Here is a 24,253-nt window from a genome sequence, read left to right as displayed (position 1 = left end):
GGAGCTCCCTACCTTCAAGGAATGAGGCGTTTAGACGCGAGCTGTCGCGGCACAACACCCCGACTCAAGATTTTTGAGGATCGGGCAATCGGGACGGTGATCACCCTGGCAGTGCTCGACCAGGTCCTGCAGCGTGTCGCGCAGTTGACCGAGCTCCTGGATCTTGCGGTCCAGCTCCTCGATATGCTGACGGGCCAGCGCCTTGACGTCGGCGCTGGCGCGTTGGCGGTCCTGCCAGAGCGTCAGCAATTTGCCGACCTCTTCCAGTGAAAATCCCAAGTCGCGGGAGCGCTTGATGAACGCCAGGGTGTGCAGGTCGTCGTCGCCGTACACCCGATAGCCACTGTCGGTACGGTGGGCGGCCTTGAGCAGGCCGATGGACTCGTAATAACGAATCATCTTCGCGCTCAGGCCGCTCTGGCGGGCCGCTTGGCCAATGTTCATGGGGTGTCCTCCAGATCCTTGGGTTTCCAGGTTTTCAACAGTAGCGCATTGCTCACCACGCTGACGCTCGACAACGCCATGGCCGCGCCGGCGAGTACCGGGTTGAGCAAGCCTGCGGCCGCCAGCGGAATGCCGATCAGGTTGTAGACGAAGGCCCAGAACAGGTTCTGCCGGATCTTCGCGTAGGTCTTGCGGCTGATGTCCAGCGCCGCCGGCACCAGCCGTGGGTCGCCGCGCATCAAGGTGATTCCGGCGGCGTGCATGGCCACGTCAGTGCCACCGCCCATGGCGATCCCGATGTCGGCAGCCGCCAGGGCCGGGGCATCGTTGATGCCATCGCCGACCATCGCCACGACCCCGGTTTTCTTGAGTGCGGCGACGGTGGCGGCTTTGTCGGCCGGCAGCACTTCGGCGTGGACATCTTTAATGCCGAGCGCCTCGGCGACCACTTTGGCACTGCCGCGATTGTCGCCGGTCAGCAGGTGACTGCTGATGTTACGTGCGCCGAGTTGTTGCACCGCTTGCAGCGCGCCCGCCTTGAGGGTGTCACCGAAGGCGAACAGGCCCAGAACTGTCGGCTCGGGGCTTTGCTCGATCAGCCAGGACAGGGTCCGGCCTTCGGTTTCCCATGCGCTTGCGCGCTCAGCCAATGGACCGGCGCTCAAACCGCTCTCTTCCAGCAGGCGCCGATTACCCAGCGCCAGCCGCCGACCCTCGAGCGTGCCGGCAATGCCGCGCCCGGTCAGGGATTGGCTGTCACTGACATCGGCCACAGTCAAGCCACGTTCGGCGCAAGCGTCCAGCACGGCCTTGGCCAACGGATGTTCACTGCCGCGCTGCAGGGCACCGGCCCTTTGCAGCAGAGCGGCTTCGTCAGCGTCGATCGCACTCAAATGGGCGATGCGCGGTGTGCCCGAGGTCAGCGTGCCGGTCTTGTCGAACACCACGGCGCTGACTTCATGGGCACGCTCCAGCGCTTCGGCGTCCTTGATCAGAATCCCGTAGCGCGCCGCCACACCGGTGCCGGCCATGATCGCCGTTGGCGTAGCCAGCCCGAGTGCGCAAGGGCAGGCAATCACCAACACCGCAACGGCGTTGATCAGCGCCGTTTCCATCGGCGCCCCGTACAGCCACCAACCGATCAAGGTCGCCAACGCGATCAGCAACACCGTCGGGACGAATACCTGGCTGACTTTATCCACCAGTTTCTGGATCGGCGCCTTCGCCGCTTGAGCGTCTTCCACCAGGCGGATGATCCGTGCCAGTACCGTTTCCGCGCCCAAGGCCTGGGTGCGAACCACCAACCGGCCTTCGCCATTGATTGCACCGCCGGTGACCTTGTCGCCGGGCTGTTTCGGCACCGGCAGGCTTTCCCCGCTGATCAGCGCTTCATCGGCGTGGCTCTGGCCGTCGACGACTTCGCCGTCCACCGGGAAACGTTCGCCGGGTTTGACCATCACCAGGTCATTGAGACGCAAGGCGCTGATGGCAACGTCCTGCTCACGACCGTCGATCACTTGAATCGCCCGCTCCGGACGCAAGGCCTCGAGGGCACGGATGGCGCTGGCAGTCTGGCGCTTGGCACGGCTTTCCAGGTATTTGCCCAGCAACACCAGCGCAATGACTACCGCCGAGGCTTCGAAGTACAGGTGCGGCATCCGCCCGGCGGCGGTGGCCCATTCGTAGAGACTCAAGCCATAACCGGCGCTGGTGCCCAAGGCCACCAGCAAATCCATGTTGCCGGCACCGGCACGCACGGCTTTCCACGCGGCGATATAAAAACGCGCACCGAAGACGAATTGCACGGGCGTTGCCAGCGCGAATTGCACCCAGGCCGGGAGCATCCAGTGCACGCCGAAGGGTTGCAGCAGCATCGGCAACACCAGTGGCAAGGCGAGGACGATCGCCATGATCAAGGCCCAACGCTCGCGGTGCAGGCGTTGTTGCTGATGGTCGGCAAGCGGGTGTTCGACTTCCCAGACGCTGGCGCCATAACCCGCCTTGGTCACGGCGGCGATCAAGGTCTGCGGATCGACCTGGCCGAGCAACTCGAGGTGGGCGCGTTCGTTGGCCAGGTTGACGCTGACGCGCTTCACCCCCGACACCTTCGCCAGCGCACGTTCGACCCGGCCGACACAGGAGGCGCAGGTCATGCCGTCGATGCTCAACTCCAGGGTCTGCTGCGGCACGCTGTAGCCGGCTTGCTGCACGGCGTCCATCAACGCCGGCAGGCTGTCGCTGGGCGCCTGGACCCGAGCCTGTTCGGTGGCGAGGTTGACGCTGACGGCACTGGCGCCGATGACTTTGCTCAAGGCGCGCTCGACACGCCCGGCGCAGCTGGCGCAGGTCATGCCGGCAATCGGCAGATCGAAGGTGGTGGATTCGGACATCGGTCGCGCTCCCTGTAGAAGATGCCTACAGGATCAACCTTGCCATGCGGGCAAGGTCAAGCGCCATGATTCAGATCAAAAGAGCGTTCAAGCGATCTTTTTGCAGACGGCTCAATAATCGAGGGCCGCAGGCTTGAGGTACATCCCTTCCTGCGTCATCGCAATCCGGAACTTCAATACATCCCCAGCCTTGAGCGTGACGTTCTGCGAGCCCGGCGCCAGCATCCCGGGATTGCAACCCGGGGCCTGTCCCGGCAGCAGTTTCAGGCGCAGGGAGACATTGCCCGGCGGCAGATTGAACGCGGTGCTTTGTTCCTGGAACAGCCGCGCTGCCAACTGGTCCTGGATGTACACGCCGATCTCGCAGGGGGTCGCGATTTCCAGGCGCTCGCGGGAAATGATCAGCACGCCATAGTCCTCCCCGACGGCGTGTACCGCAGGTGTCGCGGCAAACAGGCTGATAAAGCCAAACAGGCTGAGAGCTGACCAGCGCATGGCTGAATCTCCTGACGTCGAATCACTGATGGGCGCAGCTTGGCCGAGCGCGGCGACGATTGCCAGTCCGGCAGTCTGCTGCAGAACTTGACCTTGCCATGGTGGCAAGCTCCAGACTGCTCGCCATCCACTCAAGGAGTTCTCCCATGCAAGTGTTCAACGTTCAAGGCATGTCCTGCGGTCACTGCGTCAAAGCCATCACCCAGGCACTGCAAGCGAAGGATCCGGCGGCTAGCGTACGGATCGATCTGGCGGCGAAAGAGGTCGGGGTGGAGAGTGCGTTGACGGCGGATCAGGTAATCGCACTGATCAGCGCAGCAGGCTACGAAGCGAAAGTCGCATGAGCCAAGCGCAACCCCCTGTAGGAGCTGGCTTGCCAGCGAAGAGGCCGTAACATTCAACATGCGTGTTGGCAGTTACGCCGCCTTCGCTGGCAAGCCAGCTCCTACAGGGCGATGTGCATTCATCGAGTGATATTTAATAGTTAGCGACCTAACAGAATGTTCAACGCGTCCATGCGCGGCTAGACTGTCGGGCTGCCGACCTGTCGCACTGGATGCCTGATGAACTTTCGTACCATTTTGATTCTTGGCGCCCTCAGCGCCTTCGGCCCGCTGGCGATCGATTTCTATTTGCCGGCCTTCCCGGCGATGGCGCTCGCGTTCGGCACCGATGAACAGCACGTTCAAATGACCCTGGCGGCCTATTTTCTCGGCTTGTCCATCGGTCAACTGGCCTATGGCCCGGTCGCGGATCGCTTCGGGCGACGCATTCCCTTGCTGACCGGGGTCGGCCTGTTCACCGTCGCCTCCCTGGCCTGCGCATTTGCGCCGAACCTGGAATGGCTGATCGGTGCGCGATTCGTTCAGGCCCTGGGTGGTTGCGCCGGGATGGTGATCTCCCGCGCGGTGGTCAGCGATAAATGCGATGCGGTAGGTTCGGCGAAGGTCTTTTCACAACTGATGCTGGTGATGGGGCTGGCCCCCATCCTGGCGCCCATGCTGGGTGGGTTGTTGGTCAACACCACAGGCTGGCAGTCTATTTTTCTCGTGCTGACCTTTTTCAGTGCACTGGTGGGACTGGCCGTCGCCCTCGGGCTGCCGGAAAGCATGCCGGCCCATGTGCCACGCCAACCGTTGTCGGGGGCGCTGCGTCAGTACGGTCGCCTGCTGGCGGACCCGGTGTTTCTCGGGCACGCCCTGACAGGCGGCATCGCCATCGCCGGGATGTTTGCCTACATTGCCGGCTCACCCTTTGTGTTTATCAAGCTCTACGGCGTGCCGCCCGAGCATTTCGGCTGGCTGTTCGGTGTCAATGCGGCGGGATTCATCCTGGTGGCGCAGGTCAATGCGCGCATGCTGGCCAAGCGTGGCCCGGCGTTTCTGCTGACCCGCACGGTCTGGATCTACGTCGGTGCCGGCCTGGCGCTGCTGGCCGTCACTTCACTGCACACCGAGCAGCTGTGGCCACTGCTGATCCCACTGTTTATCTGCATCTCCAGCCTGGGTTGCATCCTGCCCAATGCCTCGGCCTGTGCCATGAACGGGCAGGGCGCCCGGGCCGGCAGTGCATCGGCGATGCTTGGTTGCCTGCAATTCAGCGTCGCCGCCGGCGCTGCGGCGTTGGTGGCTGTTTTACACGATGGAAGCGCCGTGCCGATGGCCATGGTCATCAGCCTATGCGGGGTTCTGGTGGTGAGCGCGGCGATGCTCACCCGACGTTTGCAAAATGCCCGGGCACTGGCGCAAGCCCAGGTCTGAGGACGGCTCAGCCAGTCGCGCGCTGCTGCTGGTCGGGAAATTGATGAGGGGCGTGCAGGCGCGCTTCAAGGGTTCGGGTGAAGGCGCGAGCTTCGGCTTCGCTGCGGAAGGTTACGGCATGTTGGTCCAGGCGGACCTGCCACTGGGATTTTGCCAATTCTTTTATCAGGATCTTCATTGCTGACCTCCTTTATGTAAAAGATTGCTTTGCAGTGGCCACGATTGTAGACCCGAATACGGTCGCAATTGTGACAACGGTCAACTCTCTGACTGACGGTTTTAGCGCTCAAGATCGCGGGCTGCGGCCACTCCTGCATCGATCGGTGTGTATCCGAATATTTCGGTTGCTCACCTATCCGGCAGGCGCTGGCGCCGCCTGCGATCTTTCGCTCTTCGGGTTGTTAAATGCCTAGAATCCCTCGAGCACAATCTTGCCCCTGGATCTGCCACTTTCCAGCAGCTCATGGGCGCGACGCAAGTTGGCCGCGTTGATCGTACCGAAATGCTCGCCGACCGTCGTTTTCAGCGTGCCGGCGTCGATCAGCTGCGCGACGCGATTGAGCAGTTCATGTTGCTTGGTCATGTCCGCGGTCTCGAACAGTGAGCGGGTGTACATGAACTCCCAGTGCAGCGACAGGCTCTTGCGTTTGAGCTTGGTCACGTCGAGGGCCTTCGGATCATCGATCAGCGCCAGTTTGCCTTGTGGCGCCAGTGCCTCGACCAGTTGATCCAGGTGATGATCGGTCTGGGTCAGGCTGGCCACATGGGTGACATGCTCGATGCCGGCACGTTTGAGCTCTTCGCTCAGCGGCTGACTGTGATCGATCACCAGATCGGCACCCAGCTCGCTGACCCAGCTTCGGGTTTGCGCACGGGAGGCGGTGCCGATGACTTTCAGCCCGGTCAGCTGGCTGGCCAGTTGAGTCAGGATCGACCCCACTCCGCCGGCCGCACCGACGATCAACAGGCTCTGACCTTCATCGGTCTGGCCTTCACGCACTTGCAAGCGTTCGAACAGCAGTTCCCAGGCAGTAATGGCGGTCAACGGCAGGGCGGCGGCTTCAGCGAAACCCAGGGATGTGGGCATATGGCCGACGATTCGCTCATCCACCACATGCAGTTCACTGTTGCCGCCAGCGCGAGCGATGGATCCGGCGTAGAACACCTTGTCGCCTGCCTTGAACAAGGTCACTTCACTGCCTACGGCCTTGACCACACCCGCCACGTCCCAGCCCAGCACTTTTGCCGCGCCACGTTCAGGCTGGACGTTCTGGCGGACTTTGGTATCGACCGGGTTGACCGAGATGGCTTTGACTTCCACTAACAGGTCCCGCGGACCGGCAACCGGTTCCGGCAGTTCGATGTCCTGCAGGGATGTCTCGTCGTTGATCGGCAGCGAGGCGTAATAAGCAATAGCTTTCATGGAGGACTCCGAAAATGGATAACAGAACGATCAGGCCAGTGTGCGCAGGCGCTTGAGTTCGAAGTGTTCGAGGAAGTCGCCGGCTCTGGCCCGAAAATTCTGGATATGCGCGCTGGCGTCATGGGCTTGCAGGGCCTCGTCGCTGCTCCACCGTTCGATCATGTAGAAGGCCAGCGGATTGGCCAGGTCCTGATGCAGGTCGTATTGACTGCAACCGGCCTCGGCAAGGGTGGGTTCCAGCAGCGCGCGTAAGTGCTGTTCGAGGGCGTCCTGCTGGCCGGCTTTGGCGATCAGGGTGGCAATGGCGGTAAACGGCTGGGACATATTCGACTCCGGGAGAGGGGGGTGATTTCGATGGCAGATGATTGGCTATTTCTGCGCAAGATAAAACCCGCTAAAAGAGCAGTCTCTTTCAATGTTTTTTTGATAATCGAGGCTGTAAATGCTGCGTTTCGATGATTTGCAATTGTTCGTCCGGGCAGCGGACCTGGGCAGTCTGTCGGCGGCGGCGCGCGGGATGGACATGTCCGCCGCGGTGGCCAGCGCGGCGTTGAAGCGTATCGAACAGCAACTCGGCGCCCGTTTGCTTGCCCGTTCCACACGCAGCCTGCGCCTGACCGCCGAGGGCGAGGGGTTTGTCGAATACGCCCGGGCGGCGTTGAGCAATCTCGACGAGGGTCGCCGGTTGTTGGCTGGTAGTCAGGATCAGGTCAGTGGGATCCTGCAGCTGTCGGCGCCTTCGGATTTCGGTCGAAACCTGCTGCTGCCGTGGCTCGACGAGTTTCAGCGCGAGCATCCCGGACTCACGGTGCGCCTGCTACTGGGGGACCGCATCGCCGACCTGTTCCGCCAACCGGTGGACATTGCCCTCAGGTACGGCGAGCCGGAAGACTCAAGCCTGGTGGCGCTGCCCATCGCCCCGCAGAATCGCCGTGTTCTTTGCGCCGCCCCGAGTTACCTGGCCCGGCAGGGTGAGCCACGACAGCTTGAGCAATTGGCGCAGCATAATTGCCTGCTGTTCATGCTCGGCAGCCGGGTCCACGATCACTGGAGTTTTCATGACGGCAAACGCGAGGTCAGCCTGACGGTCAGCGGTGATCGCTTCAGCGATGATGCCGATGTGGTGCGACTGTGGGCTGTCGCGGGTGCCGGAATCGCCTACAAATCCTGGCTCGATGTCGCCCCCGATGTGCTGGCCGGTCGGTTAAAGGTGCTGATCCCGGAGCTGCAATGTGAGCGCGCACCACTGAATCTGCTGTGCGCCCATCGCGCGCATTTGAGTAAGCCGGTGAACCTGTTGCGGGAAATGCTCGTCAGCCGTTGCGCCAGTTCAAGTAGTCAATTTCCGACGTTCTCGGGAGAAGGTCATTAGTCGCAGGAAAATAGCGAAATTTCCCTCAGGAACTATCACCACCGGTGGGATGCGCAGGGCAGGATCCAGCGGTTAACACGCTTATACTATGCCATTGAGCAGTAGACGAAACGATTCAACAGGGAGTGAATACATGGATTCTGGAGCCTTACTAACTGTTACATGAAGTATTCCTGAACGTATTCAATAAGTTAAAAATGGTAACTCTTTTTCCGCTTTTTTTTTGTATCCTGCCCATCCCAGTCGGCTAATGCCATTGTCTTTACTATCCATTTCGCACTTGAATTGACCAGGCATTTGCGTTGGACTCAAAAAGCTCTTAGACATGACGACCTAAACCGGCCGATTCTGTGCTAGGCGCTGTCCGCGGCCCCATCTATCGTTGTCAGCGGCTTCGGATAGTAGCGATCAGTTAAATCCCTATTTCAGCTAGCTCAATTCGAATCCTTTCAAACAACTGGTCCTTGTTGGCGTCCTCGTTTGATGTGAGGTAACCAGCGAAGATTATGCTCATGGGATGAACCCCGAGAACATCTGCCATCTGCTCGATTTTGTCTATTGACGCACTGCCTCTTCCTGCTTCGAGGTTGCTTATGTACGGCTGGCTGGGACCTAAGCTTTCTTGGGGGATTTCTCTCTTGAGTCGATATGACTTGATGGAGTTGCCAATGGCCCGCTTGAATTCCAATCGCATGAGTATTTCTCGCAAAAGGAACGATAAAGCCGGTCAAAGCTGTTTTGTTCTATACTGTATGCAGTATAATTTGAGGTCTTATCCTCATTTTTTACTGAATGGGTATCATTTTTTACCAATTTGATTCGGCTAGTGTCATCCGTCTTCTTGAACCGTCGTTGTACACATGATCCGTTCGCGCTTGCGACCACCACGTTTGTCGGACAATTCGATCCTCAATCCGAAAGGTCATGATGAGTTTCGATACTCGACTCTTCACTGCTGCGAAGCTGAGGATCCACCAAATTCGAGGGAGCTTTACTCACGACCGGCCATACCTACCGCACATCACCTCTCTACTACACAGATTCGACGCAATGCTTTTCTCCACTTGAGGAGCGAGTTGCTTTAAAAGCTGTGCAAAGGAGAAGCCAAGCGGTAGCAGGCGTATTGCGTTTGCGAGATTGATACGTATATGAAAATTAAGTCACCACGTATGCCCATCTACATCGAATTGCGGGAGCGCACGTTGCTTGAAGATGGAACGTTTTTTGTCCGCTTGCGGACGCTCGATGAACTGGATGAATTTTGGGGTAAGCATCGGGACAAGTTCGCCTCCGCCTGCGAGGGAAAGTTCTCCAAAAAGCCAAGCTTTTTACACGAGTATGAATGGGTTTTTGGCTTGACGAAGGCTGCGGTGGTACGCACGGTTTTGCGTTGGGGACAGTCAGGTATCGGCTGCGAATTTTATGATTGGGCGAAACATGATTCTCAAATGCACGAAATTTTTTTCCTGGATCGTGATGCACAACGCTATTCCGATATTGAAATGGGTATCTGGTCAGAAAAGGATGAGATGGATTTTCGCGCCGATTGTGTTCGTCGATCTGTCGAGACATACCGCGGATGGTGGCGTTTTTGCAATCTTCCCAATGGGTACAGTTCTATCGAATGGCTGAACGACCGTCAGGGTCACGAGGAGTTGATTGATCCTCACATGACGTATCAGGACGTTGTGACCACGCTTCAAGAGCAAACGTTCGATGATTGGCGACAATCAGATTTGTGGGAGCTCGAATCCCATGACGGTGAAAGCATCGACGAGCTTATCCAGTACTGGAAGAATGAGCGTGCGAATGGAGAGGGCTATTATGGTGATGAAAACGGGACCCCTGAGAGCATTAGCTAAGTGCGCGACTGCAAATGTCTATCCGTGCTCGACTATCTCATTCAAATTCAAAACGAATGACCCAGCCACACATAGAACTAAATTATACCGATTGACACTGTGCGTTGTGCGCTGCCCCCCGTACGCGACACGTACTTTACATACTCTAAGCCGCTAGCTCCCTGTGGTGAATTTGTTGGAGTAACTATCAGCTGGCTGGGGGACTTCGGTGCCAGGTTGCGTTTTTGTCACGGATTCTCCTTCGCCTTCGAAGCCATCAATCGGCACATTTCTCGTCCGTTCTTAGTTATGACGAAATTGTGACCTTGAGCGATTAGCGCAAGCAGGCGACGGATTCGCCGGCGAGCCTGACTACAGGTGAAGGTAGTAAACATGGCCGGTTTACCTCGTAAATTTTGGTTTAGAGCATAGCTTCATATAGCCCACTCCGTCAGATTTTTGAGGATGGTGAGTGTGATGCGATCTAGTTGGTTTCGTCGCAACCCCCTGATCAGGCAAGCGCCATTAGATGAGATGTCACCGTCAAGCGATTTGAGGAGGTTCCGATCTGCTCCACATGCAGGCATGTTGTATATGATTGGCGTCAGACGTTTTGGACGATTGCAATCCGTAACACTCACTCTGGCAACATGAAGACTTCGCGACCAATCGTTTCCCCTCCACTGAACTTGTGCCTACGCGGCTGTCCCTTCATTTGTTGTACTGTAGGCTTGACTTTTTGTGCGGTTCAAGCTTAACCCCTTGTCAAAAGCAGCGCGAGGGAAATGGCGGACAATTTTTTGGTCGATGCTGTAAGCGTCGAAAGGCTGCTGTTGGCCAATTCTGTTGAAAAAGTCGGCTTCAGTTTCCACGGCAGAAAAGTACGCGTCTGAGATTGAAGTCTGTGTTTTGCGCAAAAGGTTCAGGGCTCAGATTTGAAGTGGCAGCGTGCAAAACAGGCCCTTTCATCGCTCAATGCACGGGTAGCCAGGTCGGGTCGACTGTTTTCAACAGAGTCGGCAAAAAGCGGACAATCTGAACATCGGAGATGGGCTGCCGGCTTCGTCATTCACAGTGAGTGCCACAAGTCATCAAGTTCATGACGTTAGGTTGTGTCAGGTAACTTGTATGAACTGCGTAGGGATTTAGGCGTCAGAATCGGTCACTCGTGACCAGCGCTTACGCCGAAATTGAATTGCATTAGGCTAGTTTGTTAAAGATGCGCGTATTGCTTGAGAATTCGGCTGCGCCTCCACTAACGCACTATTAACGACCCAATCATCGTAGTCAGTCCGTTTAAATAAAAACTATTTGGTGAATCGCAGTGCTCGCCCATTAAGTGTTGTAAAGGGGTGGCCCAGAATCGAACCATGGCGGGCAGAGATCGTAACCCACCCCCATAAATATAGTGATGATAAAATTCGACAATAAAATTGTTCGAGCTTATCGGATCTACTCTTACCAGACTAACCACCCCAAAAACCCAAAATACCACAGTGGTTTAACCAATCCCAATAACTTTACAGACAGATCCAATAAATCTTCTCCGAGGAAATTTTCTCTTTCATCAATGGGTAAAGGCATCGAACTAGAAAGAATTATAGGCAGCCAATATTTTTCGGCAAAAGATTGTGTTTCGCTGTGCGCATTGAAATAAAGACTATGCCCACCTTTAAAATAGCGATTAATAAAATTGTTACAGTTGCTTCTCCGAAATCCGATGCGGCCAGCCTCTCCTAACCCCAGCAAAAACGCTTTAGCTGCAACCAGTATAAAATCTTTAGTGCCACACTCATTAATTATAATCTCGGCATTGTTGGTCAAATGATTAAGATTAGCATTATGAGGCAGTGGGCTTCCGCATAGAATGATATGTTTTAGCGGTGTGGCTAAAGTTGTACCTTTGATGGCTTCTGACAGTACAAGACTGCCAAAGCTGTGAGCTACGACGCTAATTTCTTTATCATGATTTTCGAAAAGAATTTGTCTAACCTGTACGGCAGCTTGTCGTGCCTTCCTTTTCCTCAGCCATGGTATGGAAAATGAAAGGATGTCAAAGAAGCCATATTTTACTTCAGCGGGAACAAAAGATCGTGAGTATTTTCTGATTTCGTCGTTCAATCCACTCTGCCATTTACCGTGAGTACGTATACCGTGGATCGTTAATAGCAGTTTATCTTGACGAAGTTTCCCGACTTTTTGATTTGCGCGCACCAATATACCGACTTGCTCCAAGATGTCAGTCATCCAGTCTTGGTTATGAAGACTAGCAGGAAGTACAACTGAAGCAATTTTGTAAAAATTTTCGCGATATGCTCCAAGTTCGGAAATATCGGCAGTCAGTCCGATCACCATTTTTGGACGGATATAATCATTTTTGTCGCTGCATAGGTCATCGACAAGTCTAGAACTCTGAAGGGCTTGGGGGGTTCCGCCGACTTTTTTGGGTATTACTACATCGAGAATCAAAAGATCAAACGGCTCAAGCATTTCTATACGGCCTTTATCCGCCGTATCGCAATATGTGACATCGACATGAGCTCGCAACGGACTGCTATTGAATGCGTGCTGTAAAAGCTCTACGCGTTTTTCGGAGTCATCGACGACGAGAATTTTTAACATTTCAGAGAACCTATAATGCTAGTGAGCTTTTCTTGCCATTGAATTTCCGCTGAGTTGAAAAGTACGCATCCCTTGTATTGCTCGCCGAGGGTCGACAATAGGTCGTGGATCTGCTCTAAACTCAGATTTAGGGAATTTACGCTAAAGTCCTTATAGCCAGTAAGTACTACAAAAGGAGCGAGCATTCCTGACTTACTCAGTTTCGTAGCGATCTCTTTTCCAGCAATAGCTCGAAATCTACCTCCCTGCGTGGTCTCACTACGATCAAATGTAGGCATGCTCATATCAAGAATCATAAAATCAAAGCCGCCCTGTTCTGCTGCGGTTAATCCACTGTTATACGATGCTGCCTCAACCAGCTCAGGATGATAAGTAGTATTGAGAAAGTTAACTATTTTCTCGCGCTTTAGTAAGTTGTCTTCGATGATCAAAATTTTCATGACGAAGTCCTATTAGTGCCGTAAAAGAAGTTTTGTCTGCTTTAATGTCAAACGTAAACCCTGAAGAGGAGTTAGATAAAGTGCTATATATCTTGTATAAACCGCTCCCGCCTTCTTCACGGCTTAGGTTTGAGTGCTCTGGAGACCATTTGGCTTTTTCCCTTAAAATAAGTTCCTCTGCGGTAACCCCAGGATAGGACTGCATCAAGTTATTTATAGCTATAATGGTTTCCGCATTTCCCACTGAAAAATCCATGCTGACCTGGCCTAGCTCTCCACCATATTTGCAAGCGTTTTCCAATGCCGTGAACAAGCATATGAACAACGCTCGAGCCTCCCTGTAATTAAGCGTCAGATTACTCCTGCATGATGCATAAAATGGTTTTCTATACTTATGGCCGTATATTGATTCAAATGAAGTGATCGTCGCGTCTACAACAACACTCAAACGTTCGAGATTTTTTGAATCATCCGCACCAACAAATCTGAACCAATTAAGAACAAACTCAATTTCCTTAGTAAAAATTGACCGAGCGTTCTTTATTTCCTGCATAAGATCTGCAACGGCAACATCCCCTTTTACATAGTTAATACCCCGCTCAAGATCTGTCAACGCATTCAAAATCTCACTTGCTAAATGATCATTGATGAGTTCCTGAGCTGCTTTAGCGCTATCACTTGCTAATTCCCACATATAATCGAGTAGCTGAGTAAAAAAATCTTCTGCGTTATTTGTGCGGGTTACAATTTCAGAAACCCTAACTAGCCTAAAGTGGTATGCCAAGAAATCAAATACGTTAGGAGATTCGCGATCGAATAACTCTACTCTAAAACACTCATTGACCTCTCCAAGAATCAAGTCTACTCGCTGAGAGAAAACTTTAAGGAGATTGTCTATCTTTTCAACGATACTTATATGTACAAAATTATATTTATTGAGCCAGTAGTCATTGGGTAAATATGCACCATCTTTTAGACTCGTAACAAGGCGTGTCTTCTCAAAACACGACCTCAACTGAGTCGTGAACACGATATGACGAATTTCAGCGCTTAAATACTTATCCAGACCATAATTTTCGTTCAGCGCAAAGTCACGTACGGCTGTGTCAAATATCTCATATAATAGCTGTGTCTTTCTATTAGATGCAAGCGCACTTCCTTGAACGATTTCGAATATGTCATTGGAGCCAGCTGTATCATTGTTTGATGGTAATGGCTCTAAATTGATGCCGCCTTTGTTGCTTTTTGCTTGTTCGAACAAGGATCGATAGACATGTTTTCGCTGTGATTCTAATGCCTGGATATCTACAAATAATTTTGCCGACTCTATTTTTGCACGCAACTTTTCGGCAAAAAGCGTTTCGAGAACGTTATCCTTCTCGTAGCGCAATTGTTCATACCCTTCCGACCTTGTTTGTATAAGCAAGTCGAGAATGGCCACGCGCTCATGAACAACATCGTCATTTGATGTGTAATTAATTAGATTGTCTAGTTGTGACGGAATACAGAGGTTTTTTAAAAAGAATATTTCTGCTCGAGAATATTTTTCTTTCTGAAAAATATGTGATGGCCTATGTGAGCCGTTGAACTTCATTAGGTCATCAAAAAGCTCTGCTTTATCTTCTTCAAAAATCCCACTATGCTCACGATTGTATATGTCATAAGCAATCAAGCATGAAATAAAAATTTCATTGCTTGTTTTTGGTATATCACCCGCGATCTGACAAAGTGTTCTCATTGGAAGATGGAGGCAACTTACGCTATTTTCCAAATACTCATCCACTGCGAAGTTGATTGCGTCGATATATTGTTCTTTGAGTATTAGAGTGCGCGACTTAAGCTTTAGGTAGTCAGAGAGTACTGGAATTAATGGCTTCTCAATTTCTGCGGCCAAATCATCGTTAGCGGAATATTTGATTTGCCTATGTAACGGTACGCTACCGGCATTATCGACTTCTAGTGGAAATCGATAGTTTCGTATTTTCGCTTTAGGCGTGTTCAATCTTCCTAAACAACTGGCCTGTAAGCGTGCACTTTCAATTTCCTTGTCGTCCTCTACCTCCTCAAGTGCTGATAGCAAATGGAAGTTCAGCGATTTCGCCCAAGGCTCGTGCTTGAATTTTACGCAAATCTGGTTTAGGAAACTAAGCTTTTCTGCGGTTTTGTTATCACACTGCAAAATAGCTGCAAGCTCATTTGCAATCTGATCAAAGAACGTATTGTCATCTGCAATTGAACGTGCGTATATTTTTGATTTTGCGTAAATTTCGACAAGTCCAAATATTTCATTGGATCCTAGTTTCTGTAAGTTTTTAATACGAGCGATAGCATTATCATAATTTCCCCTTGTGTAATCCTCTAATACTGCGGAAACCGCTGGCGCAATTGGCTGGTCTACGCCCAAAATCGCTTGTAACTCTTCGTCCTCAATTTTTTTTGAAAGATCTAGTACTGCTTTCCGCATAGAATCCGTTAACAACCCCGCCGTTCCACATTCACAGATTACGTCTTTAAAAATCACGTATTGATCTATGATGGACTCAAACCAGAGCGCTTTTAGGCTTTCTGGTTTAACGATGCGATCAGGATCCAAGTTTAACGGAAGAAATCTACACGACTCAAGTGCTCCGCTGTCGATCGCATTTTGGAGGCCACTGCTTCTGTATTCATTCATTCGGCCCAGTAAATCCCTAACAAACACCGCTACTGAGCTACTTTCCGACATGAGTTGAAGATCAAGTACTTGTCCACTGATATCTGCTCGTACGAACCTTGTAGGTAGTCCTTGAATCAGTTGTCTAGTGTCCTTCAGCTCTAGTTCTTTGGCTATGTGAACTTCTAGAAAAATTGCCCACCAGCTTTTGCATAGTTTGTTTAGCGATTGAATTTGTACCAAAGCCTCGCGAGAATTTCCGTTCAAAATTTCGCTGTTTATCAGGTTTCTAAGCTTGCAAAAATCCGAGAGTAGTTTAGATTTGGCGGTAAAGCAGCCCAGCATCCAGGCAAGAAAATTATTATCAGAGAGCTCGGATGAATTATAGCTAAGTTCATAGTGCCCTCTGGAAGCTCCATATACTGGTAGAAATTTCGCAGGAAAATTTTTGTGCGAAGCCATCGAAAATATCAGATTGGAAGCATTGTACAAATTAAATTTTCGCAACTCGGCAAAAATCCGCTGGGAGTGCTGATCCTCCGTTTCTCCCCGCCGCCTAATAAAGATGCGACCATCAATCGATAGCTGGCTAGGGCGAAATTTCGCTGTTTTTTGCATAGTTGTTAGTCGTTCTCATGTTTGTTGGCTGGCGAGTATCATTAGCAAAACTAAGCCTACTGTCCCAGGGATGCGCAATCCTATCTAACCCTAAAGGTTAAGGCTACAACGATCAGATTCGCATTTTCACTGTCAGTCCCCGAGTAAGCTCAGTCGATCAAGCGTATGCGACTTCTCAGAGGCTTAACGCGTTGCCTAGAAAAATGGGTTGCTTAGGCAGGACAAGGCTGCCGTTATCCTGATATGAACTTAGAAAACAATATGGGAAACCTAAAAGGAGGAACACCATGAGCCGCACCCGCCATACCTGCCTGATGGCGACCTACAACGAGTGGATGAACGCAAAGATTATCAGGCGGCCAACATCCTGTCTGACGAAGAGCTCGCAGCGGACAGGAAAGCATTCTTTGGTCCTATTCTTGGGACGCTGAATCACTTGGTGGCCGGGGACACTGTCTGGCTCAAGCGATTCGCCACGCCCCCGGCGACTACCTAGCACTGGAGCCGATTCGGCAGCTGCCTGTCCCCAGAAACCTCAACGAGTTACTGTTCTCGAGTATCCGTCGGTACATCGAGTGTGGCTTGATCAGGTCATTGTCGAGTGGTCTCGCTCCATTACCGAGTCGGGCCTGGATCACATTCGTCACATCACGTCGGCTAAACAGCGCAGCCAACCATGATGGTTGTCAAACCCGAATGACGGCAAACGGCCGAGAGTGTGTAAAAACGCCTTCGCGAACCCTTGCTATGATTTCTGAGGAATTCATCGCAGGGATCGCCCATGAAGCGCTTCATCCAAGGTGAACATCGAGGCCAAAGCACCTTACTTCCCGAGAGCCTCGATGACTACGTCAGCGATACCAATCCGGTGCGCGTAGTCGACGTCTTCGTCGACGAACTTAACCTAGTCAATCTGGGTTTTGAAGGTGCCATTCCAGCCGATACTGGCCGACCTGCTTATCATCCAGCGATCTTGCTGAAGATCTACATCTACGGCTATCTCAACCGCATCCAGTCGAGCCGACGTCTGGAGCCAGAAGCCCAACGCAATGTCGAGCTGATGTGGTTACCCCTTGGAGCATTTTGTATGTCGATCCAGTATCACCCTCTGCTCGCGAATAACGCTCAATGGTGTACCGGTAATCATTACCAGCAAGGGATGAGGCGCTGATACCGATGGATAGCAAAAGCACCACGGTGCATGGGAGGCTTGATGGAGGTTTGAGCCTCATCCTATTCCTGGTCGCTCTCTGCGAAATAGCACTCCACTTGACCACCCGATTGCATTCGACCTGACCAGTCATTTGCATTCGTTCGGACCACCGATGGCATCGTATTTGACCAGCACGCTTTGTAACCATGATCGGCTGTACCTGGCGCAGGTCCAGAGTTTGGGCGACGTGAGGGGAGTGTTGGTCGAAGACGGAAGCCATGGGGCACCTCATGGCAAATTGAGGTGTCCATAGCTTTCCGGCAGGTGTCGCGCCAGAACCCAGGCTGGCTGAAAATTATTGCATCAGAGTAATGGCGCAGTCGGGAGATACAGCCGGCGTTTCCGGTCTTGATCCTGACTGCATATGTGCCGAGGTTTGGGGCGTACCGACGCATTCATAGGAGAGGTGTCCATTGCTGTCAACTGGTAGGTCCTGCCGGGAGTGGTGAGTTTGCACTACCTGCATATCGAGTACGAGCTCATTGCAGTTCACCCCGGCCTATGCCACCGGTTATCAGGGAACAGGTCTCTGTCGGTTAAATCGGTGGCACCTTGGGGCAGGCATATTCACAGGACTTAGAAACGCCCGTGACTACGCGGCCTGCGCATTTACGCCAAAAGTCTTTTTACCGGCTTTTTCAATTGAGCCTGACGGAATCTTCTCAATAGCGTTCCTCATACGCACCATCTTGATAAGACCGTGCATGGACCAAAGCGTAATGCCAATCGAAAAGTAAAGTGCGAGACTCATCCCAACTTCGACTTCAGTTCCCGCTTTGACGAGGTGCAGCTTGCCAACCAAAAGTACAATAGGGAAAAAGGACAAGAGCATCGTCGCGCCGCCAGCCAGCAGGCTAAATATAGCTCCCCCCACCAGAAGATCTCCGATGGAATCCGTCTTCAAAGTTTCACCGTTTTCTGTTTGGATAGCCAGAACGTTTACTTTACTACCATTGTACGCACAATAGAGGCGTGTTTTTTTTCCTTGGCCATGGTCGGTCAAGTAGCGATGAATTCTCTCATCCAACGTAACATGGTCATAAGTATAACCATTTAACTCAATGCAATAACCGTCGGTGTACCCTGCGGACTTGATGATACGAGGGGCGCCGTCAACATAACAAAATTTGCGTGCGAACATATGCGGTTCCTTGTGCTGTGAAAAATCATTATACCAATACGATAGCCTATAGCCACCTCATTCAAAACCGACATAAAGTGAATAACCTCTTGTCGTTGTCTTACCGTGAAACGGACACGAACTTCGGATCTGTGTCCTTTTGACTTGCCCTTTAGTCAGGAGTGGATCTGGTTGACGAGGGCGGGGCAGCTGTACCGGGGCGTACCCGCGAGCGCGTACCGCTGGACTGGGCGAAGACGCAGATGGGCCTGGGCATCGCGTTAGCGACGCTGGGCAAGCGTGAGGCGAAAACGACGCGGCTGGAACAGGCCGTGGCGGCGTACCAGGAGGCATTGAAGGAATATACCCGAGAGCGCGTACCACAGGACTGGGCGAAGACGCAGAACAACATGGGCAACGCACTAACGGCGTGGCTACCGCGTTCAACCGGTTGATACAATACCCTGCTACGCTTTCCTCTTCACGGAGGAAACACAATGCCAAACTCAGACCTGCTGCATTCCCTGCTGTTTAAAATCAACGAAAATCAGCTCGCCTTAGAAGCCGTCATCATGGAGCTAACAAACTGGGTAGAGAAACGCGGCGCCTCTGAAGTTGCGGAAAACGTTCGTGGTGCTCTCACTGCGATAGACCGAAACGAAGAATTCATCAAGATGACACTAGCACTGATGATGACACTGATTGACCATTGTGGGCATTGGATTTAATCGTGCGATAGGCAAGCAAGCGACTGAAAGCAGACAGGATTAAAGATTTATACCAAAGAAGAGCGATGCCAGTTCCTTTTAGTCGTAAAAAAACGGCCTCATTCGGTGTCCGTTTTCATTCACTCCTATTGTGGGTGCGGAGCAAACGCCTCAATTGCCTCTAACGAAATATCTTCTTTTTCGATTTTTGATTTTAATTCATTGAATTCAGCTTCATTGAGTGTGGGTGGCTTCGGTGTCAATACGACCTTAAGCGATTCAGTAAGGTTGCCAGAGGGGTCTCTGCTTTTTATGCGTATTACTTTAGTGTCTGAGTCGTGAGGAGCGTTATTTTTAATACTTAATATCTCGTTTTCCGATTGCCCTAAAGAAATATTTTTTATGAGTCTGACTTCGGGCCATCTGGGGCCGAAATGGTAAACCGCCGCGTACATGACTTTCGCGCGAATCATTGATACACCCGAAGCGAGCATGGCGGTAAAAAAAGTTTGATGAACATCCTGCCAGCGTTGGTTTTTTTGAACACATGCAACATCATGTATTACTGAAGCTTCGCGATAGGAACCCTCAAAGGGGCCACCAACGATCGACCAGGCAACTTTCGGAATAGATGCGCCGTCGACCACTGATCCTGCTTTTGCATCCCATTCTTTCCCAGATGGATCAACATAACCAAACGGCTCAAGCAATCGCATGTCACGTCCATTTTCTAACCATTCGGCACGAACGCGCCCTATATAATGCCCATAATTTTCCGTAGCCAAAACGCTATCTGCCGACAAGGTAATAATTAAGCTTATAAAAACTCCGAATTCGCGTAGGCTCATCTCTGACTCCGAATAAGTTAATGTGTTAATCGGCCTGCGCTTCTTGGGATAGCTTCAAGTTTGCGGCCGTTCGACTGAAGTTGTAAAGCACTGGTCTCTGCGATAATTCCTTTTCATCAACGTCGCCGCGATATTTAATGAGTCGAGGTACATTCATTTCTCCCTTCTGAGTTGTTGTGAGCATTGAATCACCGGAGGCCAATTCAGGTACATGTTTGCGACCATACGCCAACCACTCATCAATCCAGATAACTCCATCCGCAGGTCGAAAATCGGCCAATCCTTTGTCCAGCCCATCGTTAATCAGTGCATAGCTTAAATAACCATGTTTTAGTTCTTCAGTTTCCAATGCCACGCTATCTGATTGGGTGGCTGCGAGAATTCTCATGCCTTTATCATAGGCCAATTGTCCCAGCCCTTTGCTGGCAAGTGGGCCGGGCCTGAAATTACTTCCTACTGCCCCGGCGGAATGGCACGCGTCCAGAATCAATGTTATATCTTCAGCATCAATGTTCTCCAGCCATTCTGCAAGCTCGGATGTGCTAATTGCCGAGGTCAATAAGTTCTCCGTTATTTTTTTATCAGAAGTCTCTTTGGCGATGTCGGAAGGGAATATATACAGTTCGCCCTGAGGTGAAAAGTAGCCATGTCCAGAGTAAAAAATTATGACGGAGTCCCCTGTCTTAGAATATGGCATAGGTGAATTACCCTCCGGCTTATGGAGGGGTAATTTAGATGTATTTTTTGATAAATTTTCCAAGGTGAGGCGAATGTTTTCTTTTGTTGGAATAGACGAATTTTGGGTTTGAGGGCTGATCAGTGACTTGGCGTAAATTTGCGAAATGCTTCGTTCACTTCTAAATATGGACGTTAGTTTTTGATTAAGTTGAGTGGCATCGCTGGCGGCATAATCAAGGTTGAATGCAGGGTTAGAGTAGTCGTTTACACCTATTGTAATTAGGTAAATGTTTTTTTCTTTATTTTTTGAATGTGAGGTTCTTGTGAATGGGCGATTGGAGGTAGGGCCCTTCAGGCCGGCCCGATTGAAGGCGTATACGCTGAAATTAACGTTCTCGTTGAGATTTCCCTGAGGAAGTTGAACGTCCGGGAATTTTATGGTGGTGGTTTTTAGTCCTTCGTCGGATCGGTCGGTTAAGTGTGATGTGCCGATTAATTTGTTGTTTCTAAATAGTTTTATGTCGGCGACCTGACTTCCTTTGTTTTCTCCTTCTAGCCCTGCTTTTGCCTCTACGGTGACTTCGAGCATTTCTGGAGATGTTTGTAATATTGAAGTAATTGTAGCGATAGGCAGGGATGTTTGAGGAGGCTGGAGTGAAGGAAGAGTGGCGAGTTTTTCGTTTTTAAGAACTTTCCACAAAAGTTGCGGCTCATACAGTTCGGATAAAAATATTTCGATTGGCATGGCTTTACCTGGGTTTTTTGGCGAAACCCAGTGGAGGGCCGATATTTCGTCCATATTGCTGGAATCAAATCGACCGTCGGCTGTAGCAACTACCCAGCCACCACTGCCCATCACAAACATTCGTGCTACTACAGCTTCGGTGCTTTCATCATATAACGATAGCTGTTCGTCTTCGCGGACTAAAATCAAGTGCGTCGCATCCAGCCGTCTAATTTTTTTCAAATTTTGTTCTGCTGAGTACATGATGCGAATAGAAGGATTTGCATCGGGCGGCTCATATTCCACTGTAACAGTCGAGCTTGCGCTACGGTAAGCCATTAATGTCTTGCCGCTGAGAATCAGAGTGGTCTGCTGAGAGTCCGCAGAGTAACGCCGTTTTTCATTTCCGTTATCCATTGACAGTAAACGACCGGTTCCACCTATTGCCAATGCTAGAACTTCTTTATCGCTATTAGTGAAAGTTGAAAATATGACGTAGGGGTAGTTTTTACTCCACTCAACTTCTGATGTTTTTGCATTGATTTTGGTGATGACGCCAGCTCCTGTCAGGAGTATTTCGCTCCCGTCATTTGAAACAGCGACCGAATTGATTTCAGTGTTCTTTCGGTCAAGGGATGCCAGCATTTGTCCATCTGATGTGCGAATTATCCTGATTTTGTAATCTTGGTCTTTTTCATTTATGTGATCGATATCTTGTTCGGTGGTCACTACGTAATCCCCTGTTTCTGAAATGGCAGCATTTGATAATTTGCTGGCATCAGGTAATAGGATTACTTCGGCGTTTGTGAGAGTGTTGTGTGTGATTAATTTGTGGGTAAATGTTGATAGGACGGAGTTGGGGAGTGTTTCCTTGACTTGCGTTATATAGATTACTTGGCTGCCATCAGTGTTAAGAAGCGGGAGTGGATTATCTATGCCGAAATGGGTGACTTTCGAGGTGACTTTTCCATCGGCTGCACTTACGGTGACGTAACTTTTGTGATTGGATACTGCCGGGGTTGTCTCGCACAGAAGAATTTTTGATGATAAGGTCCATTTGATAGGTTTCAAACACTCCTGGGATAAATTCAACTCTGTTTGAGTGTCGGGTATGTTTCTGAATACAAGGCCGGTTTGGCTTTTTTTGACGTATGTTTTAAAGTCCGGGGAGACCAAAGTCCGTCCTTTTATGCTGGTCGACTTACGTTGGTTTTCTTGTTTGAATTTCCATAAAGCGAGTGTGTTGCCGTCTGTCAAATAGGCGGTATCATCATTTTTTACAACGATGTCACTTTGCGAGATGGGACCAGTGTAAGTATCAAGTGTTAGTCCTGTCTCTAGGGAGATCGCCTCCGCACCTTCTGTACCGGTCGCAATGAGCACATTGGCGTCGGGCGTTAGATATATTGAGCTGTAATCCCTTGTTAGCTTCACGCTTTGAAGTGGCGTGAGATCAGGCCAAGAATACGTCTTAATGTTTTCCAGTTCTTTGGTGGCGACTATTTTTTTACGTGGAGAGTAAACTATTGCATCCGGGATGCCGGTCTTTTTGATAGGGGGTGAAATAACATTGTCATCACCGATAAAGTAATAAAAAGACTCAGTTGATGACTGCATGTCTTCGCTATTCGAAAACCCTTCCGATACGTGATCGATATCGTTTTCCATTTCACGAAGTATTCTTTCACTGTCCGACGCGGCCACTGCATTTACGAGCCAGCCATTACCCAGCCTTGTGGCCATTCCTGTAGGTATGTTAGGTGCTGGGAACGTATAATTATACTGTTTTCCATCAGGTGAAATGGACAATATTTTTCCTAAGCTTTCGTCTAGTAAGGCCACCAATATATTCCCGCCAGTGCGGTCAAAAGATAAAACTGAATGAGGCTTATTTAAATAACTTTGTATTTCGAGGTCTTTTAGGTTTGCATATCTAAGCTCGCTTATAGAGCTAATCCATACATGCTCGCCGGCTGAATAAAGATCCTGCATTGCACCTTTCTGGAAAAGTTGAAGCGCTTTATTTGGTTTATTGAATGATGAGAAGTATGGAGATCCTGAAAAAGGAGTGATTAAAATGCTGTCTCGCCCATTATTCAAATCCACCCCGTCAATTTCACCCTCTCCCTGTAGCAGTATTTGTTTGTTGCGACTATCAATAACCAACCAAGTATTGTTGCTTTCATTGCTGATAACTAACTTTCCATTGCGCATCATACTTAGACCGGTTGCAACCTTATTAGTGATGCCCGACACGGAAACGGATTTTGATTTTTTAAAATCATAAGCTCGAATTTTTTTGGGCCGTTCCAACTCTTCAAGTGTTTGCTCTGATTCGAAATCAGTTTCAAGGTAGAATAGTTTTCCCGCGCGCATATCAAGTGCAAAGCTGTTGGGTTCCATCATACTCTTGCTCACGATGAGATTGTCGGCGCGAGCAAGGGCTTTTTTGTTTGAAGTGTCGTAGATCTCTATGTTGATTCTATCAATTTTACTCTTGCTTGCAGCTTCATTTATTGCAAGTAAATATTGGGTCCCTGCTACCGGGTAAATTGCCGTTGTGGCGTCGCCGTTTATTTTGTAAATCGGGCTTGATGTGTATGGCGAAATATCTATAGTGTCGTCGTTTTTTATGTCTACTTTTACTGGTCCAACGCCAGGAAAGCAATGTGAAAATGGTCCTGCTGGCAATTGACCTACTTGATTTCCATCTAAAACATTAACATAGGATAGTAGCTCTCCGTTGAACACTGCGGCGATGTTTTTTTCGGTAGTAAAGCACCAATTTGCAAATGGAGCCGTTGTGTCAGTTTGAATTTCGTTTACTATTCTTCCATTAGAAGTCTCAAAGATATACAAGGTGCCATTGATAGTATTCAGTTTTCCCATGAGGGAGCCGTCTGGT

General features: G+C 50.7%; 20 protein-coding genes and 1 pseudogene. 8 read left to right on the top strand and 13 right to left on the bottom strand.

From position 1 onward, the window contains the following. Positions 1 to 30 precede the first annotated feature (30 nt). The 3 genes from cueR to F8N96_RS30180 all read right to left on the bottom strand — a co-directional run bounded on the left by cueR (position 31) and on the right by F8N96_RS30180 (position 3,329). Positions 31 to 444: a Cu(I)-responsive transcriptional regulator gene (cueR, locus tag F8N96_RS30190; protein ID WP_150767580.1), complete on the bottom strand. Its 414-nt coding sequence runs from the start codon at positions 442 to 444 to the stop codon at positions 31 to 33. After that, on the bottom strand, positions 441 to 2,834 hold the full coding sequence (locus tag F8N96_RS30185; RefSeq protein ID WP_150800903.1) for a heavy metal translocating P-type ATPase: 2,394 nt from the start codon (positions 2,832 to 2,834) through the stop codon (positions 441 to 443). Before F8N96_RS30185 ends, cueR begins: the two co-directional genes overlap by 4 nt. A 111-nt stretch (positions 2,835 to 2,945) precedes the next feature. Continuing rightward, on the bottom strand, positions 2,946 to 3,329 hold the full coding sequence (locus F8N96_RS30180) for a hypothetical protein (protein ID WP_150800902.1): 384 nt from the start codon (positions 3,327 to 3,329) through the stop codon (positions 2,946 to 2,948). Between the two features lie 146 nt (positions 3,330 to 3,475). On the opposite strand from F8N96_RS30180, the gene F8N96_RS30175 reads away from it, so the two are divergent. Continuing rightward, complete coding sequence (locus F8N96_RS30175) at positions 3,476 to 3,673, top strand: heavy-metal-associated domain-containing protein (protein WP_150800901.1); 198 nt, start codon at positions 3,476 to 3,478, stop codon at positions 3,671 to 3,673. Between the two features lie 219 nt (positions 3,674 to 3,892). Then, positions 3,893 to 5,089, top strand: coding sequence for a multidrug effflux MFS transporter (locus F8N96_RS30170; protein ID WP_150800900.1), 1,197 nt, complete (start codon positions 3,893 to 3,895; stop codon positions 5,087 to 5,089). A gap of 7 nt (positions 5,090 to 5,096) precedes the next feature. Here F8N96_RS30170 and F8N96_RS35160 read toward each other — a convergent pair whose 3' ends face one another. The 3 genes from F8N96_RS35160 to F8N96_RS30160 form a co-directional block, all read right to left on the bottom strand. Then, positions 5,097 to 5,267 carry a hypothetical protein gene (locus F8N96_RS35160; RefSeq protein WP_191626363.1) on the bottom strand — a complete coding sequence of 57 codons (171 nt, stop codon included), beginning with the start codon at positions 5,265 to 5,267 and terminating at the stop codon, positions 5,097 to 5,099. 231 nt (positions 5,268 to 5,498) lie between these two features. Continuing rightward, complete coding sequence (locus tag F8N96_RS30165; protein WP_150800899.1) at positions 5,499 to 6,512, bottom strand: zinc-binding alcohol dehydrogenase family protein; 1,014 nt, start codon at positions 6,510 to 6,512, stop codon at positions 5,499 to 5,501. Between the two features lie 30 nt (positions 6,513 to 6,542). Further along, positions 6,543 to 6,836, bottom strand: a complete 294-nt coding sequence (locus tag F8N96_RS30160) for a putative quinol monooxygenase (protein WP_150800898.1) — start codon at positions 6,834 to 6,836, stop codon at positions 6,543 to 6,545. Positions 6,837 to 6,954: 118 nt separating this feature from the next. Here F8N96_RS30160 and F8N96_RS30155 point away from each other — a divergent pair, with 118 nt between their 5' ends. Next, positions 6,955 to 7,884 carry a LysR family transcriptional regulator gene (locus F8N96_RS30155; protein WP_150800897.1) on the top strand — a complete coding sequence of 310 codons (930 nt, stop codon included), beginning with the start codon at positions 6,955 to 6,957 and terminating at the stop codon, positions 7,882 to 7,884. A gap of 412 nt (positions 7,885 to 8,296) precedes the next feature. Here F8N96_RS30155 and F8N96_RS30150 read toward each other — a convergent pair whose 3' ends face one another. Continuing rightward, the gene (locus tag F8N96_RS30150; protein ID WP_150800896.1) at positions 8,297 to 8,578 is read right to left on the bottom strand and encodes a helix-turn-helix domain-containing protein; all 282 of its coding nucleotides are present in this window, start codon (positions 8,576 to 8,578) and stop codon (positions 8,297 to 8,299) included. A gap of 454 nt (positions 8,579 to 9,032) precedes the next feature. Between F8N96_RS30150 and F8N96_RS30145 the strand changes: the two genes are divergently transcribed. Further along, a complete protein-coding gene (locus tag F8N96_RS30145; protein WP_150800895.1) occupies positions 9,033 to 9,746 on the top strand; it encodes a hypothetical protein in 714 nt (237 codons plus the stop codon). A 1,437-nt stretch (positions 9,747 to 11,183) separates the two neighbouring features. Here the strand turns inward: F8N96_RS30145 and F8N96_RS30135 are convergent. From F8N96_RS30135 to F8N96_RS30125, 3 genes are read right to left on the bottom strand one after another with little or no spacing between them, the layout of a single operon-like run. Further along, positions 11,184 to 12,347 carry an alpha/beta hydrolase gene (locus F8N96_RS30135; protein WP_150800893.1) on the bottom strand — a complete coding sequence of 388 codons (1,164 nt, stop codon included), beginning with the start codon at positions 12,345 to 12,347 and terminating at the stop codon, positions 11,184 to 11,186. Beyond that, on the bottom strand, positions 12,341 to 12,787 hold the full coding sequence (locus F8N96_RS30130) for a two-component system response regulator (RefSeq protein WP_150800892.1): 447 nt from the start codon (positions 12,785 to 12,787) through the stop codon (positions 12,341 to 12,343). Before F8N96_RS30130 ends, F8N96_RS30135 begins: the two co-directional genes overlap by 7 nt. After that, positions 12,735 to 16,058, bottom strand: coding sequence for a hypothetical protein (locus F8N96_RS30125; protein ID WP_150800891.1), 3,324 nt, complete (start codon positions 16,056 to 16,058; stop codon positions 12,735 to 12,737). Before F8N96_RS30125 ends, F8N96_RS30130 begins: the two co-directional genes overlap by 53 nt. A 331-nt stretch (positions 16,059 to 16,389) precedes the next feature. Between F8N96_RS30125 and F8N96_RS35570 the strand changes: the two genes are divergently transcribed. Together F8N96_RS35570 and F8N96_RS30115 are read left to right on the top strand one after the other, a co-directional pair. Continuing rightward, positions 16,390 to 16,554 (top strand): DinB family protein, encoded by a 165-nt coding sequence (locus F8N96_RS35570; protein ID WP_224794146.1) that lies wholly within the window; start codon positions 16,390 to 16,392, stop codon positions 16,552 to 16,554. A gap of 285 nt (positions 16,555 to 16,839) precedes the next feature. Continuing rightward, positions 16,840 to 17,127 (top strand): annotated as a pseudogene (locus F8N96_RS30115) (transposase); the annotation flags it as partial. Positions 17,128 to 17,863: 736 nt separating this feature from the next. On the opposite strand, the gene F8N96_RS30110 reads toward F8N96_RS30115, so the two are convergent. Next, a complete protein-coding gene (locus F8N96_RS30110; protein ID WP_150800890.1) occupies positions 17,864 to 18,412 on the bottom strand; it encodes a hypothetical protein in 549 nt (182 codons plus the stop codon). Positions 18,413 to 18,573: 161 nt separating this feature from the next. Between F8N96_RS30110 and F8N96_RS30105 the strand changes: the two genes are divergently transcribed. Both F8N96_RS30105 and F8N96_RS30100 read left to right on the top strand, forming a co-directional pair. Beyond that, complete coding sequence (locus tag F8N96_RS30105; protein WP_224794145.1) at positions 18,574 to 18,846, top strand: tetratricopeptide repeat protein; 273 nt, start codon at positions 18,574 to 18,576, stop codon at positions 18,844 to 18,846. Between the two features lie 42 nt (positions 18,847 to 18,888). Beyond that, positions 18,889 to 19,119, top strand: a complete 231-nt coding sequence (locus F8N96_RS30100) for a hypothetical protein (protein ID WP_150800889.1) — start codon at positions 18,889 to 18,891, stop codon at positions 19,117 to 19,119. A 125-nt stretch (positions 19,120 to 19,244) separates the two neighbouring features. Here the strand turns inward: F8N96_RS30100 and F8N96_RS30095 are convergent, their stop codons facing one another. Beyond that, positions 19,245 to 19,946, bottom strand: coding sequence for a DUF1353 domain-containing protein (locus F8N96_RS30095; RefSeq protein ID WP_150800888.1), 702 nt, complete (start codon positions 19,944 to 19,946; stop codon positions 19,245 to 19,247). Positions 19,947 to 19,971: 25 nt separating this feature from the next. Further along, entirely contained in the window at positions 19,972 to 24,237 is a 4,266-nt protein-coding gene (locus F8N96_RS30090) for a caspase family protein (protein WP_191635393.1), read from the bottom strand. Between the last annotated feature and the right edge of the window lie 16 nt (positions 24,238 to 24,253).

The organism is Pseudomonas fluorescens (genome assembly GCF_902497855.1).
Classification (GTDB): domain Bacteria; phylum Pseudomonadota; class Gammaproteobacteria; order Pseudomonadales; family Pseudomonadaceae; genus Aquipseudomonas; species Aquipseudomonas fluorescens_BI.
The sequence above is the reverse complement of the archived record's forward strand: the minus strand, read 5'-3'. Positions and strand labels throughout refer to the sequence as shown.

What these genes read in the sequence shown, in the direction of transcription:
- cueR (WP_150767580.1), bottom strand. Translation starts at nt 444, where the DNA reads ATGAACATTGGCCAAGCGGCCCGCCAGAGCGGCCTGAGCGCGAAGATG.
- F8N96_RS30185 (WP_150800903.1), bottom strand. Translation starts at nt 2,834, where the DNA reads ATGTCCGAATCCACCACCTTCGATCTGCCGATTGCCGGCATGACCTGC.
- F8N96_RS30180 (WP_150800902.1), bottom strand. Translation starts at nt 3,329, where the DNA reads ATGCGCTGGTCAGCTCTCAGCCTGTTTGGCTTTATCAGCCTGTTTGCC.
- F8N96_RS30175 (WP_150800901.1), top strand. Translation starts at nt 3,476, where the DNA reads ATGCAAGTGTTCAACGTTCAAGGCATGTCCTGCGGTCACTGCGTCAAA.
- F8N96_RS30170 (WP_150800900.1), top strand. Translation starts at nt 3,893, where the DNA reads ATGAACTTTCGTACCATTTTGATTCTTGGCGCCCTCAGCGCCTTCGGC.
- F8N96_RS35160 (WP_191626363.1), bottom strand. Translation starts at nt 5,267, where the DNA reads ATGAAGATCCTGATAAAAGAATTGGCAAAATCCCAGTGGCAGGTCCGC.
- F8N96_RS30165 (WP_150800899.1), bottom strand. Translation starts at nt 6,512, where the DNA reads ATGAAAGCTATTGCTTATTACGCCTCGCTGCCGATCAACGACGAGACA.
- F8N96_RS30160 (WP_150800898.1), bottom strand. Translation starts at nt 6,836, where the DNA reads ATGTCCCAGCCGTTTACCGCCATTGCCACCCTGATCGCCAAAGCCGGC.
- F8N96_RS30155 (WP_150800897.1), top strand. Translation starts at nt 6,955, where the DNA reads ATGCTGCGTTTCGATGATTTGCAATTGTTCGTCCGGGCAGCGGACCTG.
- F8N96_RS30150 (WP_150800896.1), bottom strand. Translation starts at nt 8,578, where the DNA reads ATGCGATTGGAATTCAAGCGGGCCATTGGCAACTCCATCAAGTCATAT.
- F8N96_RS30145 (WP_150800895.1), top strand. Translation starts at nt 9,033, where the DNA reads ATGAAAATTAAGTCACCACGTATGCCCATCTACATCGAATTGCGGGAG.
- F8N96_RS30135 (WP_150800893.1), bottom strand. Translation starts at nt 12,347, where the DNA reads ATGTTAAAAATTCTCGTCGTCGATGACTCCGAAAAACGCGTAGAGCTT.
- F8N96_RS30130 (WP_150800892.1), bottom strand. Translation starts at nt 12,787, where the DNA reads ATGAAAATTTTGATCATCGAAGACAACTTACTAAAGCGCGAGAAAATA.
- F8N96_RS30125 (WP_150800891.1), bottom strand. Translation starts at nt 16,058, where the DNA reads ATGCAAAAAACAGCGAAATTTCGCCCTAGCCAGCTATCGATTGATGGT.
- F8N96_RS30110 (WP_150800890.1), bottom strand. Translation starts at nt 18,412, where the DNA reads ATGTTCGCACGCAAATTTTGTTATGTTGACGGCGCCCCTCGTATCATC.
- F8N96_RS30100 (WP_150800889.1), top strand. Translation starts at nt 18,889, where the DNA reads ATGCCAAACTCAGACCTGCTGCATTCCCTGCTGTTTAAAATCAACGAA.
- F8N96_RS30095 (WP_150800888.1), bottom strand. Translation starts at nt 19,946, where the DNA reads ATGAGCCTACGCGAATTCGGAGTTTTTATAAGCTTAATTATTACCTTG.
- F8N96_RS30090 (WP_191635393.1), bottom strand. Translation starts at nt 24,237, where the DNA reads ATGGGAAAACTGAATACTATCAATGGCACCTTGTATATCTTTGAGACT.